This window comes from Sorangium sp. So ce448, assembly GCF_051520915.1.
Lineage (GTDB): Bacteria > Myxococcota_A > Polyangia > Polyangiales > Polyangiaceae > Sorangium > Sorangium cellulosum_B.
In genome coordinates this window covers 12854937-12869641 of the sequence record NZ_CP150343.1, presented here as the reverse complement: position 1 = coordinate 12869641, position 14705 = coordinate 12854937, and the positions used below count along the sequence as shown (strand labels likewise).

13 protein-coding genes are annotated in these 14705 nt (G+C 72.3%); 4 read left to right on the top strand and 9 right to left on the bottom strand.

Annotated features, from left to right (window positions below):
* Positions 1 to 17 precede the first annotated feature (17 nt).
* Positions 18 to 1877, bottom strand: a complete 1860-nt coding sequence (locus tag WMF45_RS48380) for a S49 family peptidase (RefSeq protein WP_437713871.1) — start codon at positions 1875 to 1877, stop codon at positions 18 to 20.
* Positions 1870 to 3990, bottom strand: coding sequence for a zinc-ribbon domain-containing protein (locus WMF45_RS48375; RefSeq protein ID WP_437713869.1), 2121 nt, complete (start codon positions 3988 to 3990; stop codon positions 1870 to 1872). Before WMF45_RS48375 ends, WMF45_RS48380 begins: the two co-directional genes overlap by 8 nt.
* Positions 3991 to 4474: 484 nt before the next feature.
* Between WMF45_RS48375 and WMF45_RS48370 the strand changes: the two genes are divergently transcribed.
* The 3 genes from WMF45_RS48370 to WMF45_RS48360 all read left to right on the top strand — a co-directional run bounded on the left by WMF45_RS48370 (position 4475) and on the right by WMF45_RS48360 (position 6825).
* Positions 4475 to 5602, top strand: coding sequence for a hypothetical protein (locus WMF45_RS48370; RefSeq protein WP_437713867.1), 1128 nt, complete (start codon positions 4475 to 4477; stop codon positions 5600 to 5602).
* A gap of 200 nt (positions 5603 to 5802) precedes the next feature.
* Complete coding sequence (locus WMF45_RS48365) at positions 5803 to 6120, top strand: YtxH domain-containing protein (RefSeq protein ID WP_437713865.1); 318 nt, start codon at positions 5803 to 5805, stop codon at positions 6118 to 6120.
* A 189-nt stretch (positions 6121 to 6309) separates the two neighbouring features.
* Complete coding sequence (locus tag WMF45_RS48360; protein WP_437547566.1) at positions 6310 to 6825, top strand: hypothetical protein; 516 nt, start codon at positions 6310 to 6312, stop codon at positions 6823 to 6825.
* A 198-nt stretch (positions 6826 to 7023) separates the two neighbouring features.
* Here WMF45_RS48360 and WMF45_RS48355 read toward each other — a convergent pair whose 3' ends face one another.
* From WMF45_RS48355 to WMF45_RS48340, 4 genes are all read right to left on the bottom strand, one after another.
* A complete protein-coding gene (locus WMF45_RS48355) occupies positions 7024 to 7335 on the bottom strand; it encodes a hypothetical protein (RefSeq protein WP_437713863.1) in 312 nt (103 codons plus the stop codon).
* A gap of 10 nt (positions 7336 to 7345) precedes the next feature.
* A complete protein-coding gene (locus WMF45_RS48350) occupies positions 7346 to 7555 on the bottom strand; it encodes a hypothetical protein (protein WP_012241308.1) in 210 nt (69 codons plus the stop codon).
* A gap of 334 nt (positions 7556 to 7889) precedes the next feature.
* Positions 7890 to 8603 (bottom strand): HAD family hydrolase, encoded by a 714-nt coding sequence (locus WMF45_RS48345; protein ID WP_437713861.1) that lies wholly within the window; start codon positions 8601 to 8603, stop codon positions 7890 to 7892.
* 2 nt (positions 8604 to 8605) lie between these two features.
* Complete coding sequence (locus WMF45_RS48340) at positions 8606 to 10393, bottom strand: AMP-dependent synthetase/ligase (protein WP_437713859.1); 1788 nt, start codon at positions 10391 to 10393, stop codon at positions 8606 to 8608.
* 179 nt (positions 10394 to 10572) lie between these two features.
* Here WMF45_RS48340 and WMF45_RS48335 point away from each other — a divergent pair, with 179 nt between their 5' ends.
* Positions 10573 to 12543 (top strand): serine/threonine protein kinase, encoded by a 1971-nt coding sequence (locus tag WMF45_RS48335; RefSeq protein WP_437713857.1) that lies wholly within the window; start codon positions 10573 to 10575, stop codon positions 12541 to 12543.
* Positions 12544 to 12566: 23 nt separating this feature from the next.
* Here the strand turns inward: WMF45_RS48335 and WMF45_RS48330 are convergent, their stop codons facing one another.
* The 3 genes from WMF45_RS48330 to WMF45_RS48320 all read right to left on the bottom strand — a co-directional run bounded on the left by WMF45_RS48330 (position 12567) and on the right by WMF45_RS48320 (position 14695).
* Positions 12567 to 13262 carry a hypothetical protein gene (locus WMF45_RS48330; protein ID WP_437713855.1) on the bottom strand — a complete coding sequence of 232 codons (696 nt, stop codon included), beginning with the start codon at positions 13260 to 13262 and terminating at the stop codon, positions 12567 to 12569.
* Between the two features lie 117 nt (positions 13263 to 13379).
* The gene (locus tag WMF45_RS48325) at positions 13380 to 13739 is read right to left on the bottom strand and encodes a YXWGXW repeat-containing protein (RefSeq protein ID WP_437713853.1); all 360 of its coding nucleotides are present in this window, start codon (positions 13737 to 13739) and stop codon (positions 13380 to 13382) included.
* Complete coding sequence (locus WMF45_RS48320; RefSeq protein ID WP_437719661.1) at positions 13736 to 14695, bottom strand: prepilin peptidase; 960 nt, start codon at positions 14693 to 14695, stop codon at positions 13736 to 13738. The genes WMF45_RS48325 and WMF45_RS48320 overlap by 4 nt, the downstream gene beginning before the upstream one ends.
* Positions 14696 to 14705 lie beyond the last annotated feature (10 nt).

Genomic DNA, 14705 nt, shown 5'->3' with positions numbered 1-14705 from the left:
CGGTGCAATCTCGCGCTTTACCGGAGCGTCACCGCGAACGGTACCACCGTGAGCGCCCTCTCTCCGGCCAGGAGAGGCGCCATGGAGGCGGCGAAGGTCCCGACCTCCGGCGCGACGCCGAGCCACTCCGGCAGGAGGACGGAAGCCATCGCGTCCCGCGCGCGCTCCTTGAGCGCTGCGCGGTCGGGAGCCCGAGCGCTGCCCTCGCTGGCTTCGTCGCCCGTCGCCAGGAGCTCCAGCAGCCCGCCGTCGTCCTGCTCGATCTCGACCGGCGCGTCCGCCGGCAGCTCCGCCAGCTCGCGCGCGAGCGCGATCGCTCGCTCCAGGCCGCCGAGCTCATCGACGAGCGAGCGCCCTGCGGCCTCGACCCCGCCGAAGATCCGTCCCTCCGCCGACGGCGCGATCGTCTCCAACGGGAGGTTCCGTCCCGCCGTGATGCGCTTCAGGAACAGATCGTAAACCGCCTCCATGGAGGCGAGCACACGGGCGCGTGTGGGCTCGTCCCAGGGTGTGAGCGCCGACATGTACGCGGCGCGCGCTGCCCGCTGAGGATCCGGGTTGGCCGCGACCGTCTCCGCGTTGATCCCGATGTCCGCAAGCGCCTTCCCGACGGCGAACTTGCCGCCCACGACGCCGATCGAGCCGATGATGCTCGTCCGCTCGGCGACGATCTTGGTGCCAGCGCAGGCGAGGTAGTAGCCGCCGCTCGCGGCCATCCCGCCGATCGAGACGACCAGCGGCTTCTTCTGCCGCAGCCGCATCAGCTTCTGCCAGAGCAGATCCGAGGCCAGCGCCGAGCCGCCGGGCGAGTCGATCCGGAGCACGACCGCCTTCGCGCTCTGATCCTCGATGAGGCGCGTGATCGTTTGCCCGAGCTCGCGCTCGCCGATCCCGTCCGATGAGCCGATGGGCATCCCCTTGGCGCTCATGGAGATGCCGCCGATCGCCGGGACGACCGCCACATGCGGCGTCCCCAGCGAGCTCGCCCCGGAGACCGAGCGGAACACGTCCACGAGGCTCCGGGAGAAGCTCGAATCGCGCGGAGCGCCGCCGAACCGAGGCACGGTGCGCTCGGTGCCGGCGAGCTTCTTCGCGTCCTCGGTCGCGGACTCGAGATCGCCGATCTCGTCCACGAGCGCCCTCGCCTTCGCCTCCTCAGGCGCGAACGGGCCGTCCTCGAGGGCCTCCCGGAGCTCCTCCTTGCCGCGGCCCTCCACGATGGCCGACAGCCACGCCTCGCGGACCCCGCCGAGCGCGGACTCGAGCGATCGACGCGCCTCGGGGCTCGCCCCTTCCCGCGTGAACGGCTCGCTCGCGCCCTTGAACTTCCCCACCTGGAGGAAGTCGACGTCCACGTTGAGCTTGTCGAGGAGCCCCTTCGCGAACACCAGCTGCGCCGCGATCCCCACCGTGTCGACCTGCCCGGCAGGGCTGAGCCAGAGCTTGCTGCAGGCGATGGACGCCAGCAGCATGGTCGCGTTGTTGTACTCGTCCGCGTGGCACACGACAGGTCGCCCCGCCGCGCGGACATCGCCGAGGATCCGGCCGATCTCGTGGGCCCGCGCGAACGCGAGGCGCGCGCTCCCGAGCCGCACGAGGAACCCCTTCGCGCTCGCGGACCCGGACAGCGCTCGCAACGACTGCACGAGCTGCGCGTGGGTCCTGCCGCTCGGCGGGCCGAAGAGCGACGCGGACGCGCTCTCGGGGAGCCCGCGCGAGAGATCGATCTCGATGACCGCCGGCTCGTCGAGGCCCGCCGCGGCGGGCGCCGGCAGCGCCGCCGCCCGCTCTCTCCCGGTGCACCCTGCCATCGATGCCGCCACGGCGAGGGCGCCGACGCCCGTCCACCGCGCCCCGCGAGCTCGGCGCTTACTCATGCTTCATTCCAGGCAGATCCGAGGTGTCGATCGGCGGCGCCGTCGCCCCAGGCGCGGCGGTCGGCGGCGGATGCACGCCGGGCAGATCGCTCGTATCGATGGCGCCGCCCGGGGCGACGTAGTCGTCGGGCACGCGGCCGTCGTCCAGCTCTGACTCCGGCGCGCGCCGAGGGCGCCCCGGCGCGGCCGACGGGCTCGCGGGAGGAGCGCTCGCCGCGGCCTTTGGGCTCGGCGGAGGAGCGCCCGCCTGCGGGCTCCCCGCGCGCGCGCTCGACGCCGGCTCGGCGACGCTTCCTGGCTCGCCCTGCGCCTTCTCGATCCGGTCGATGAAGGCCCGGAGCGGCCGCGCGAGCGGGTGCTGCCGGCTCGTCGCCAGCAGGCGCTCGTTCTCGGCGCGCGCGGCCGCGAGATCGCCGGACCTCGCGAGCGCATAGACGAGGAGCGCCCGCGCTCGCCCGGGGCTCTGCTCGATGCTCGCCGCCGTCCGGAGCCGCTCGACGACGGCGGCCCAGCTCGGATGTGCCTCCGCGAGATCGAGCGCGGCCAGCGTCAGCGCGCTCTCCGGCTGCGCGCTCTCGGCCGAGATCGCGCCGACGAGCTTCCGCGCGGAGGCGAGGTCGCCCTGCATGCGGAGCAGATCGATCGCCGCGCGGGTCACCTCGGCGTTCGCCGGCGCGACGCGCCGCGCGTGCTCGACCGCCTTGCGGGCGCGCTCGATCGCGATGTCGAGCTCGTGCCGCGCCGTGTCCAGATCCGCGTCCCCTGCGACGAGCAGCTGCAGCCGCAGCCACCGCACGTCCGCGTTCACCGTCTCGACCCGGGCCAGCGCCGCCGCGACGCGCGGGTCGTCCTCGGCGAGCGCGCTCGCCTTGACGAGCTTGTCCCTCGCCGTCTCCGGATCCCCTTCGGCCAGGCTCCTCTCGCCCTCGGCGAGCAGCGCCGAGACGCGATCGTCGCTCGCGGCAGGCCGGGCCTGTACGGCCGGCTTGAGGTACTTCGGCCCGAGGGTCGCCGCGCTCACCACCATGAGGCCGACGACGATGAGGCCGACGACCCACCGCGCGATCCCCGTCCTCCTCGAGGGCAGCGACGTGATCCCCGCGTCGCCGTCCCCCTCGTCGACATAGGAGGGACGCCCCTCCGGCTCCGCGGGTGCGGTCGGCGACCCCGACGTCGCCGCCCGCCGCGACGCGTGGTCCTCGCCCGCCGCGCGCGGCGCCCCGCGCCTCGCCACGGGGGCTTCTTCTCCCGCGCTGTCGGCGCGCTCGATGCGCGGCGGTGGGACGCTGTTCGGCATCCGCAGCGGAACGACGCCTGCGGCGCGCCCCTGCCCCTCGCCGCCGGCGTCCGCGGGCCTGGCGCTGCCCTGGCGCGCCTCGACGACCCCCGCGCCGCGGAGGGTCCGCGGCTCCTGCCGGCGCGCGGGGTGCCCGTCCGGCAGCGGCGGCGCCTCTTCCGGCGGCACCACGACCCCGGGCAGCGCGCCCGGCTTCGTCATCACCCGCGCGGGGGCGCTGGCCTCGGAGTCATAGGCCGCGGTCTGCGCCCCGCGGCGCGGTGACGGGCGCTCCCTGCCCGACTGGACCTCCCGCACGTCCCGAACGACCGTCTCTGCCTCGTGGATGGACTCGGGGGCGACGTCCGCGTCGCTCTCCGCCCGCGGGAGCGGGATCGCGACCGAGTGCTCGGTCTGCGCCGGCGCCGGACCGCCGAGCCCTGGAGGCGTCAGCGACCTCGAGCGGCCAGGGAACGGCGAGGGCCCGCCGATGCCCAGCGCGGTCCCGGCCATCACGATGCTGCCGGGCCCCTTGAAGAACGGCTCCAGCTCCGCGATCGACCCGAGCCGCCGCGGCCTCGCGTTGCCGCGCGAGATCACGTCATCGCGGGTGATCTGGCCCTGGGTGATCGCCGCCTGGAGCTCCCGGAGCATCTTGAACTCGAGCTCCCGGCCGCCGAGCGTGCGCACCACCCACTTCTCGGGGAGCGCGCCGTCGGTGCGGCGGACCTTGAACTGGAAGCCGCAGTTCGTGCACTTGACCGTCGTGCCGCGCTCCGACACGAGCGCGTCGTCGAACTCGTACTCGGTGCTGCAACGCTCGCAGGTGACATCCATCTGCTCGACCGGTCCCCGTGTCCTCGCGAACGGCTGGTCCCCCCAGGCGCGAGCCTGCCGGGGTTCCTCGTTCGGAGGTAGCCGCCCGGAACTCGGCGGAACGGTAGCACGGGTTCCCCTGTGCGCCCCAAAGGGTCGCGCCGCGCCGCGCCGTCCTCCGCTTTCCTCGGCGGTTCAGGGTTCACGGTTCCCTGCGGCTCCCCCCTCCCCTGGGGTCCCCCCTGCCCCCTGATGTCGCGTCCGCCGCCGCGTGACCTCCGCGAGGCACGGCACATCGGGGCCGGGCCGCGCCTCGCCTCGCCTCGCGCGCCACATGCCGACGTGAACGCGGCTTCACGGCGAGCGCGCGATCGGCCGAAATACGCCGCGACCTGCCAGGCTTGTATGGGGCATGTCGCTTGCTACGCTCGTCCGGTCGCGACCGTCACGCGCGAGGGCGCGGCTCCTCGACGCCGGGCGGCCGAATGCTTTCGGGAGACGGTGAATGAAGCGACTTACTCTGCTGGGTCTCGCGAGCGTGCTGGCGCCCCTCCTCGCGGGTTGCCCCATCTACGACGACGACGCCGACAGCCCCTTCTGTGATGCAGTCGTCGAGGACTGCACGCCCGGCATCCCGAGCGGCTGTGACGGGCCAGCCGACTGCTGGATCAACGAGACCTGTGGCGAGGACAACCAATGCCACATCGGCGACTGCACGACCTGGGGGTGTAGCCGGGGCTTCGAGTGCGTCATCGCCGACGACCGCACCGCCGCCTGCGTCCCGAGCGGCTCCTCCGGGGAAGGGGGCAGCGGCGGGGCCCCCGGCGACGTCGTGTACTGCGGCAACCCGGACGACTGCGCCGATGGCGAGACCTGCGCGCCGGATGGCACGTGTCAGCCCGGCAGCTGCGCTCAGGTCCTTCCGAGCGGCGAGCCGCTCGGGTGCATCCACGGCTATGTCTGCGAGGGCGACGAGGCCGACGCGACGTGCGTGCCGGCGAGCCCGGCCGCGTGCGGCGCCGACGCCGACTGCGCCCGCCTCGGCGCGGACTACCTCTGCGTCAGCGGCATCTGCACCGCGCCTCAGGACCAGTGCTTCGATCAGACGCAGTGTCCGGTCAACGACAAGTGCGTCGAGGGCAAATGCACGCCCGCCTGCAGCGAGGACGCGGACTGCCCCAGCAGCTACCGGTGCGACGAGACCCTCGGCATCTGCTCCCGCCCTGCGCAGCCCTGCGTCATCACCGACGACTGCGGCGGCCCCTCCGCCGTCTGCGTCGACGGCGCCTGTGTTCCGAGGAGCGACGGCGCCGCCTGCCCCGAGGGCGACGTCTGGGTCGAGAACGGCTGCATCCCGAATCAGTCGAGCAACTTCGTGTGCGGCGAGGATGGAGCGCAGGACGTCTGCGCGCCGGGGTCGATCTGTCTGCACCACAGCTGCTACATCTCGTGCGACCAGCCGAACCCGAACGCCTGCGACAACCAGTCGCCCTCGCTGAGCGAGTGCAGGACGGTGGCGACGTTCTCCGGCGAGCACCAGGTCTGCGGGTCGAGCGACAACCTCGGCGGCGACTGCGATCCAGAGACGCCCTGCAGCGAAGGCAAGATCTGCATCGACGGCTTCTGCCGGTAACGCCGCGGCGCTCCTCCACCGCGATCGCCCGCGATCGCTCCTCGGGGCAGGGCAGCCCCCTGCCCTGCCCCCTCCGTGCGCAATATGCCCTTGGCATGCGCGCTGCCTCACGTCCCGCCGGTCACTGTTCCATCCACGTGAATCCACGCTGAGGGATACGCGTTACGCGCCCCCACGCGATACGAACCGACGGAGCCACAATGAAGGCAGACGATCTCGTCAGTTACATGGCCGACATGTTCCCCTACAAGAGAAGGAGCTCACTCGATTGGATCGTTCCCTTGTCGCTCGGGCTCGGCCTCGGCGTCGCCATGGGCGTCGGGGTTGGCGTCCTGGTCGCGCCGACGTCAGGTGACGAGGCTCGCCGCCGGCTGCGCGACAGCACGAGCCGGCTGCGCGAGCGCGCGGAGAGGGCCAAGGAGCGCGCCCTGGGCGCTGCGCAGCGGACCCAGGACCAGATCCAGGAGAAGCTCCAGGAGAGCACCGGCTCGTACTCCAACGAGCTCGGCGCCCGCTGAGCGAGCTCCAGGGGGGCGCGAAGGCGCCGCACCGCCCACGCGCGGAGCGGCGCCTTCCATCATTTCCCGGGATGTGCTCCAGCAGCCGAGCGACATCTGCGCAGCCGGAGCGGCACAAGCGATGCTTTTCCGAGAGCAGATGGATTGAACGAGACACCTCGCGAACCGCGGCACAGGGGCACTCGTCGAATGATGTATTACCGGACGCTCACTGCATTCTTCCCAGGTCGCACGGAAGCCGCGGGCGCACTTGGCCGCCTCCTCGCCCTGGGCGTCGCGGCCGAGGACATCAGCATGGTGCCCAGGCAGCACTCCCGTCTGGACGAGATCGAGCTCACGATCCACAGCAAGGCGTCCGAAGGAGCCGCCCTGGGCGCCGTGATCGGAGGGCTCGTCGGGGGTACGCTCGCGGCGATCACGGCAGGAGGCGCGCTGATCATTCCGCGGCTCGACGCGTTCCTGGCGGGGCCCATCGTCGCGTGCCTCGCGGGAGCGGGCGCCGCTGGCGCGGCCGGCACCCTGCTCGGCGCCGTCCTCGGCGCGCGCCTGCCCGAGTACGAGGCGCGCCGGCTCGACGACGGCAGCGCCGGCGGCGGCGCGTTGCTCTCCGTGCGGTGCTTGCCCGACGTTTCCCACAGCGTTGAAGAGGTGCTGAGCGAGAGCGGCGGTCGCCGCATCCGCAAGACCTGCAGCCGCAGGGCCTGAAGGAGGACCTGCGCCCGGCGTGGCCCGGCGATCTTGCGAACGAGCACCGGGCGAGCCGCGATCCACGCGCGGACGCGCCCGTGGTGAAGCCGCCAATCCGCCAAGGGCGCCGAGAAAAACCTCAGAGACCTTGGCGTCCTTGGCGGTTCAAACGACCCCGCCTTCCGCCAAGGGAACGCGCAGCAGGTGCCTGCTGGATCAGGGCGACGAGCCGAGATGGCTCTGGGACCGCGTCTGCTCATCGACGACGAGCTCGACCGCCTGGGCCAACGCGCTCTTGACGTAGCTGCGCGTCGCGAGCGACCCGAGCCTGCTGAGCACGCGCGGCGTCAGGCCCCCGCCGAGCAGGAACCCCAGCCCAGCCGCCGCAGCGATCGCCACGTGCGGGTTGTCCCGCGCGAACGCCGAGACCGCCCGCGTGACCTCCGCCGCGTCGAGCTTGCTGAGCGCATCATTCACCATCTCCCGCGCATCGCGATCCCGTTCGGCCTCGACCTCGCGTACCGTCATGACGACCTCCTCAACTCAACCGCGTAACGACCCGCCCGATCAGGTAACCCACGGCGGCCACCGCGAGGAGCGTGGCCACAGGGCGCTCTTGCACGAGCGAGACGAGCCGCTCGTCCGCGCGGCGGACCTCGCCGAAGAGGCGAGGGACGGCGGCGGGAACGTTCGCTCGCCGCTCCCGGCGTCCGGACTCTTGTTCGATGTCTGCATCGTTGGCGATCATCGTGAGCCGGTCTCCAGCAATGCCCGAACCACCGCGCGACGTGCATCGGCTGCACGATCCGGAGACCGACCCACCGGCGCGGGGCAGCAGGACGAGGAGCGCCAGCGGAGAAGCGCGCGCGACGAGCGCGGGGACGATCGCCTTCCGGGACGTTCGTGCTCACGGACGGAAGGGCGAGCGCGCGACGCGCGTCTGGACCTCGCGACCTCGCGACCTCGCGACCTCGCGACCTCGCGACCTCGCGCGCGAGCGCCGCGCTTGCGGGCCGCGCTCGCCAGGTGACGGGCTCCTGGAGATCGCTGGCCACGCGACGGCGCGCGGCGCAGCGCACGCGCTAGAAGCGGACGCCGAACGCCCGGAGCGCGCCGCGCAGCGCCTCCGCGCCGTCGCACACCGCCACCCGCTCGGCCTGGGACGCCTCCGCAGCCCTCGTCGGCTCCCCCTTGAACCAGACGGCCCGCATCCCTGCCGCGACAGCGCCGCCGACGTCGGCGGCGAAGGAATCGCCGACGTGGACCACCGCGGCGAGCGGCGCACCGAGGCGCTCGGCCGTCCACGCGAAGATCTCCCTGCCCGGCTTCTCGAACCCGAGCCGCCCCGAGTCCGCCACCGCCACGAAGTGCGCCGACCAGCCGAGCTCTTCGATCAGCTCCTCGAGCCGGCCCTCCGAGTTCGACAGCACCGCGACCGGCACGCCGGCCTGCCGGAGCTCGATCACGACGTCGATCATCCCCGCGATCGGCCGGCGCCAGAGGTTCTTCCGGGGCTGCTCCGTCCAGAGCCAGTCGACCGCCGCGTCGCGCGCGCTGGCCTCGACGCCGCCCGCCTCGAGCAGGCGGCGCATCATGATCTTCCACGGGTGGCCGCCGAGCCCGCGCTGGATCGCCTCGTTGTACGCGCGCCAGCCCTCGTCCACCGCCGCGTCCAGCCGCTCCCGAGGCGCGGCGATGCCCCGCTCGGCGAGGCGGGCGGAGAGCAGCCCGGTGTCGAGCTCCACCAGGGTCTGGCCGAAGTCGAAGGAGACGGCTGTGGCAGGCTCGTTGCGCATGATTACTCGGCGTACATCGCCTCGATCTCGCGCGCAAAATTCTGGCTCACATTGCGCCGCTTGATCTTGAGCGTCGGCGTCAGCTCGCCGTCCTCGATGGTGAAGCCGCGCGGCAGGATCGAGAACCTCTTGATCGTCTCGACCTGCGCGAGCTCACCGTTCACCTCGTCGACGGCCCGCTGCACGGCCTCCCTGATCTCGGGCGACGCGTGCGAGAGCTCGCGGCCGAGCCCGCGCTCGGCCGAGAGGCGCTTCACCGCGTCGGGGGCCAGCACGAGCAGGGCCGTGAGGAACTTGCGCCCATCGCCGACGACCACCGCCTCGGCGATGAGGTCGTGGCGCTTGAGCGCCTCCTCGATGTTCTTGGGCGAGATGTTCTTTCCGCCGGCCGTGATGAGGATCTCCTTCTTCCGCCCGGTGATGTGGAGGAACCCCTCCTCGTCGAATCGGCCGAGATCCCCCGAGTGGAGCCAGCCGTCGACCAGGGCCTGCGCGGTCGCCTCCGGCTCCTTGTAGTAGCCGAGGAACACGGTCGGCCCCTTCACGAGGATCTCGCCGTCGTCCGCGATCTTCACGTCCATGCCTGGCACCGACGGCCCCACGGAGCCGAGCTTCGTCCTGCCCGGCAGGTTGTAGCTCGTCGCGCCGGTCACCTCGGACTGGCCGTAAACCTCGGTGATCAGGATGTCGAGCGACGCGAAGAACTCGAGGACCTCCTTCGCGATGGGGGCCGCGCCGCTGCTGAACGCGTGCGCCCGGCCGAGCCCCACGGCCGCCTTCACCTTCGCGTAGACCAGCCTGTCGAAGGCGCGGTGCTGGACCGCGAGCAGCGGCCCCGGCTGCTCGCCTCGGGCGCGGAGCTCGCTGTGCTGGAGCCCGACGCGCCTCGCCTGCTCGAGCATGATCTTCTGCAACCCCTTCGCGCCGGAGAGCTTCGCGTCGATCCCGTCCCTCAGCTTCTCCCAGACGCGCGGGACCCCGAAGAAGGCGGTAGGCCGCACCTCTTTGAGGTTGTCGGCGAGCGCCGCCATCGACTCGGCGAAGTACACGGCCGCGCCGACCGAGGCCGGGATGTGGATCGTGAACATCTGCTCGGCGACGTGCGAAAGAGGCAGGTAGGAGAGCGCGATGTCCCGGGACGAGCACGGCATGAGGCGCGCCGCCATGTCCGCCGAGCGCGTGAGGTTCTCATGGCTCAGCATGACCCCCTTCGGCGGCCCCACCGTCCCGGAGGTGTAGAGCAGCGTCGCGAGGCCGCTCGGCTCGAGCGCGTCGAGCCGCTGCTCGAGCAGCTCGTCCGAGACGCGGTCGCCCCGCGCGAGGAACTCATCCCAGGCCAGGATCCGCGGATCACGCGGATCGCCCGCGAACTCCGCGCCACGCATCAGCACCACCCACGAGAGCTGCGGCAGCCGATCCCACTGGCTCAGCACCTTCTCCAGCTGGGCCCTGTCCTCGACCAGCACCACCTGCGACCCCGCGTGGCGCACGACGTGGCGCACCTCCTCGGGCGAGCACGTCGTGTAGATGCCCGCGGGAGCGCCCCCGATCGCCATGCAGGCCACGTGGAGCACCACCCACTCGGGCCGGTTGAAGCCGAGGAGGCTGACCGTGGCGCCGGGATCGAGGCCGAGCGCGAGGAGCGCCTTGCCGGCGCGCCGCACCTCGCCCGCGTACTCCCGGAAGCTGGTCATCCTCCAGAAGCCCCCCTCCTTGACGTAGTGGGCAGGAGCCTCGGGACGCGCCTTCGCCTGGCCTAGCAGGCGCCGCGGTATCGAGTCACAGGGCATCGGGCTACCTCGTTCACGGGCAAAGGTGCGCAATCACAGGAGAATTTTCCTGCGCCTCCCGGGGTCCGGGACCGCCTGGGGGGAGTGACGCCCCGAACAGTAGCAGCAGACACCGCGGCGTTGCTGACCCGCGCTGTCGTCAGCTTGACTGCACGTCTTTGGATCAGGACCATTCGGCGGTGGGCGAGCGCAAAGGGACGATCGAGGAGGCTGACTGGGCGGCGGACTCCGCCCGCAGCAACGAGCTCGCCGCCTCGGGCCCGCCGGAGCGCGTGCGGGCAGCGATCGACGGCGGGACCCTGGTCTCCAGGCAGGGGCTCGTCCCCGCGGCCGAGCCCCCGCCCACCGTCCAGGTGCGGCGCGCGGATCGCGACGCGCCGACCACGGTCGGCCGGGATGCGCCGCCGGACGCGCCGCCGTCGCCCTCGGATCGGCACGCGCGGAGCTTCGGGAAATACCGGTTCATCGCGACGCTCGGGCACGGGGGCATGGCGGACGTGCACCTGGCGGTCGCGGTGGGGCCGGCGGGCTTCAGCAAGCTGCAGGTCATCAAGCGCCTCCGGCCCAACATCGCCGACGAGCCCGAGTTCCGGGACATGCTGCTCGACGAGGCCCGCCTCGCCGCCCGCCTGAACCACCGCAACGTGGTGCAGACCAACGAGGTCGGCCTCGCGGACGGCGAGTACTTCATCGCCATGGAGTACCTCGACGGGCAGCCGCTGAGCCGGGTGATCTCCCGCGCGCGAGAGCAAGCGCGGGCGATCCCGTTCGCCGTCCAGTTCTGGATCCTCAGCGAGGTGCTGGCCGGCCTCCACTACGCCCACGAGCTCGTCGACTACGACGGGACGCCGCTCAACGTCGTTCACCGCGACATCAGCCCTCACAACATCTTCGTCACCTACGACGGGCAGGTGAAGATCGTCGATTTCGGGATCGCGCTCGCCGCGCACCGCCTCGTCGAGACGCAGACCGGCACGATGAAGGGCAAGGTCGCGTACATGGCGCCGGAGCAGGCGTTCTCGCACTCTTCCCAGATCGATCCGCGCGCGGACGTCTTCTCGGCCGGCGTCATCCTCTGGGAGATGCTCGCCGGCCGCCGCCTCTGGCGTGGGCTGTCCGATCCGCAGATCATCTCGCGCCTGATGCGGGACATCCCGGACCTGCGGTCCGCGCGCCCCGAGGTGCCCGTCGAGCTCGCGCGCATCTGCGCCAAGGCGCTCGCGCACTCGCCCGACCAGCGCTATTCGACGGCCGCCGCCTTCCGCACGGAGCTCGCTCGCTACACGGAACGCCTGGAAGAGCAGGTGACGGCCGAGCAGCTCGGCGCCCTCATGCGCGAGCTGTTCGCCGGCGAGCGGTCCGAGATCCGGGCGATCATCGATCGCCAGCTCAAGCAGCTGCAGGAGCACGGCGCGGAGGCGGGGAGCGCGGGGCTCGCCGGCCGCGCGCCGAGGCTGCCGGCGCTGCCAGGGCGCGAGCCCCTCGACTCGGATCCTCCCGCGCAGGAGGACGGCGCGACCACGGGCTCTTCGCCATCGGCGCCCACGCGCGCCCTCCACCGCTCGAGCCCTCCGCAAGCGACGCTCCACGCCGTCGTGCGGACCGAGCCGGCCACGACCGTTCAACCGGCGCCGGCGCCGCGGCGCTCCCGGTTGCCGCTCGTCGCGTTCACAGCGGTCATCGCGCTGGTCAGCGCCGCGACGCTGTACCTGAAGCTGCGCGATCCGGTCCAGCAGAGCCTCCGCGCGCCCCCGCCGCCGGCCGAGAGCGCGCTGCCCGCGCCGGAGCCCTCGCCGCCATCCGCCGCGAGCAGCGCTCCACGCGAGCAGACCGACGCGTCGCTCCTCCGCGCATCGATCAAGGCGAGCCCCGCCAGCGCGAAGATCTTCGTCGACGGGGTGGAGCTCCCCTCGAACCCGTTCGACGGCAAGCTCATCAAGGACGGCGCGGCGCACCGGATCGAGGTCTCTGCGCCAGGCCACGCCGCGCAACGACGGATGCTCGTGTTCGACCGGGACATCGAGCTCGAGGTGACGCTCTCCCACGCGCAGAGAGGGCCGGCCCCCGCGGCCACGACGACCCCGAAGGTCGTCAAGCCCCCCGCCGAGGCGGATCCCACCGTCCCGCCGCCGAAGCCCGATCCCTACTGACGCGCGGGGCCCGCGGGCGGCCGTTACAGATCCTGGTAACCGATCGGCGGCTCGACGAGCTTCGCCGCCTTGGCGACGCCGCGGAACACGTAGTCGGAGTAGCTGTAAGGCCCGTCCGACCACACGAGGAAATCGTCCGCGAGCACCCCGTTGGGCGCTCCCTCGCAGAGCTCCGGCGCCGCCATGACGGGCCCTTCGTTGTAGATCGGCGCCGACGCGTTGACCGCCTCCTCGGCCTCTTCCATGGCCGCCAGCGCGCCGGCGTGCCGGTCGGCGTCGAGCTCGTCGACGGGGTAGAGCTCCCAGTCGAGCAGCACGAGCTCCGGGTGCGGAGGCTCGTTCGCCGCCGACGCGAAGGGGGCGTGCGTGGCCTCGGGGAGGCCCGTCCGCGCGAGCGCCTCGATCAGGCGGCTCCGGTAGCGCAGCGCCGCGTCATCCGGGGTCCAGAGCGCCGTGAGGGCCGCGATCACGTCCTCGGTCTTCGCCTCGCGCCACAGCGAGGGGTCGCGCGAGCCGAGATCGAGCGCGCGCTCCTTCCGGAGGCGCGCCTGGAAGGCCGACGCGTGCGGCGCGAACTCCGGCAGCTCGGCCAGGGCGTGATCGACGGACCAGTGGAGCCGATGATCGACCTCGCGCACGTACCGGTGCTTGCCGAGGGCGCGGAGGAGTCGGGCGATTTCGTCGGGTGTGCGCGCTGCGAACGACCAGGCAAGCATCATGGGGCAAGGCTCATCGATCCGTGCAGGGGATGGCACGCCGAGCTGGCTCGCCGATGCCGGTAGGGCGGCGGGCACCTCGGCACGACGTGAATTCCCATCGCTCGGCCGCGGTGTCGATCACTTCTTGCCGGGGAGGTGCCACACGCCGGCGAACCACACAAGGGATCCGTCTGCGCGGCGCACGGTGGTGGCAGGCGCGAAGTACGCGCCCGGCGGGACGGGCTCCCATCGTCCCTGCTGCCACGCCCAGCGGCGGCTCCGCCACTGCCACTCGCCGTCGATCCACACATCGCCCGGCCGCTCGGACGGCGAGATGATCTCGACCCGCGCAGGCGGCGGAGGGTACGGCACGACCACCGTCGTCTCGCTCGGCAGGTGAGGGCCGGTCGGAGGCAGCGGGAGCGAGCCGCCGCAGCCCGCGAGCGCGAGGAGCGACGCGAGCGGGATCCCGAGCGCGCGGCGCAGAGCGGCGTTCATCCTGCGTCGATCCAGGAAAGGTACGCGTCCAGGACGTCGCGGCCGAAAAGCAGGCACTCCAGCGTCGCGAGCGCGAGGAACGGGCCGAACGCGATGGCCGTCGTGCGGAACCGTCCATCTGGCGGGTGCGCGACCAGATCCAGCGCGTTCTCCTTCTCGGCCGCCGCGCGGTCCTCGGGGGACATCGCCGCGAGATCTTCCAGGTACTCCGCGCGTTCGCGGCGCACCGCCTCGGGCTCCTCGATGCGCCCCTGCACGAGCAGCAACGCGATCGCCACGATCGTGCCCTGCATGGCGGCGGCGCCGAGCACGATCAGCGCTCCTTGCCAGCCGAACCAGGCGCCCGCCAGCATGACGAGCTTCGCATCGCCGAGGCCCATGCCTTCGCGACCGCGGATCCAGGAATAGAGCACCATGCACGGCAGCCAGACGATGCCGAAGCCGACCGCGGCGCCGACGAGGGCGTCGACGAAGCCCATCGACCGCAGCGACGCGGTCGCGACGCCGAGCACCGCGCCGCCGAGGGTGATCGAGTCGGGGATGAACATGTGCTCGAGGTCGATGAACGTCGCCGCGAGCAGCCCGAGGGCGAGCGCCAGGCCAGCGGTGTACGTGGCGAGCGCGTGGAGGGCCGGCGTCGTCCCGGGGAGCCGGAGGATGATGACCTCGATGATCGCGAGCGAGAGCAAGCCGCCCGCCGCCTCCACCAGGGGATACCGCGGCGACACGGGCGCACCGCAGCAGCGAGCGCGGCCGCGCAGCAGCAGGTAGCTGAGGACGGGGATGTTGTCGTAGGCGCGGATCGGCGCGCCGCACGCCGGGCAGCACGAGCCCGGACGGACGACGCTGAGCTCGCGCGGGACGCGGTGGATGACGACGTTGAGGAAGCTCCCCCAGAGCAGGCCGAAGCAGAGCCCGAAGGCGCGCAGGAACCACGGGGGAAAATCGGCGAGCATCACCTGGGGC

Coding starts and splice junctions, on each gene's coding strand:
- WMF45_RS48380 (WP_437713871.1), bottom strand. CDS start 1,877: ATGAGTAAGCGCCGAGCTCGCGGGGCGCGGTGGACGGGCGTCGGCGCC.
- WMF45_RS48375 (WP_437713869.1), bottom strand. CDS start 3,990: ATGGATGTCACCTGCGAGCGTTGCAGCACCGAGTACGAGTTCGACGAC.
- WMF45_RS48370 (WP_437713867.1), top strand. CDS start 4,475: ATGAAGCGACTTACTCTGCTGGGTCTCGCGAGCGTGCTGGCGCCCCTC.
- WMF45_RS48365 (WP_437713865.1), top strand. CDS start 5,803: ATGAAGGCAGACGATCTCGTCAGTTACATGGCCGACATGTTCCCCTAC.
- WMF45_RS48360 (WP_437547566.1), top strand. CDS start 6,310: ATGATGTATTACCGGACGCTCACTGCATTCTTCCCAGGTCGCACGGAA.
- WMF45_RS48355 (WP_437713863.1), bottom strand. CDS start 7,335: ATGACGGTACGCGAGGTCGAGGCCGAACGGGATCGCGATGCGCGGGAG.
- WMF45_RS48350 (WP_012241308.1), bottom strand. CDS start 7,555: ATGATCGCCAACGATGCAGACATCGAACAAGAGTCCGGACGCCGGGAG.
- WMF45_RS48345 (WP_437713861.1), bottom strand. CDS start 8,603: ATGCGCAACGAGCCTGCCACAGCCGTCTCCTTCGACTTCGGCCAGACC.
- WMF45_RS48340 (WP_437713859.1), bottom strand. CDS start 10,393: ATGCCCTGTGACTCGATACCGCGGCGCCTGCTAGGCCAGGCGAAGGCG.
- WMF45_RS48330 (WP_437713855.1), bottom strand. CDS start 13,262: ATGATGCTTGCCTGGTCGTTCGCAGCGCGCACACCCGACGAAATCGCC.
- WMF45_RS48325 (WP_437713853.1), bottom strand. CDS start 13,739: ATGAACGCCGCTCTGCGCCGCGCGCTCGGGATCCCGCTCGCGTCGCTC.
- WMF45_RS48320 (WP_437719661.1), bottom strand. CDS start 14,695: ATGCTCGCCGATTTTCCCCCGTGGTTCCTGCGCGCCTTCGGGCTCTGC.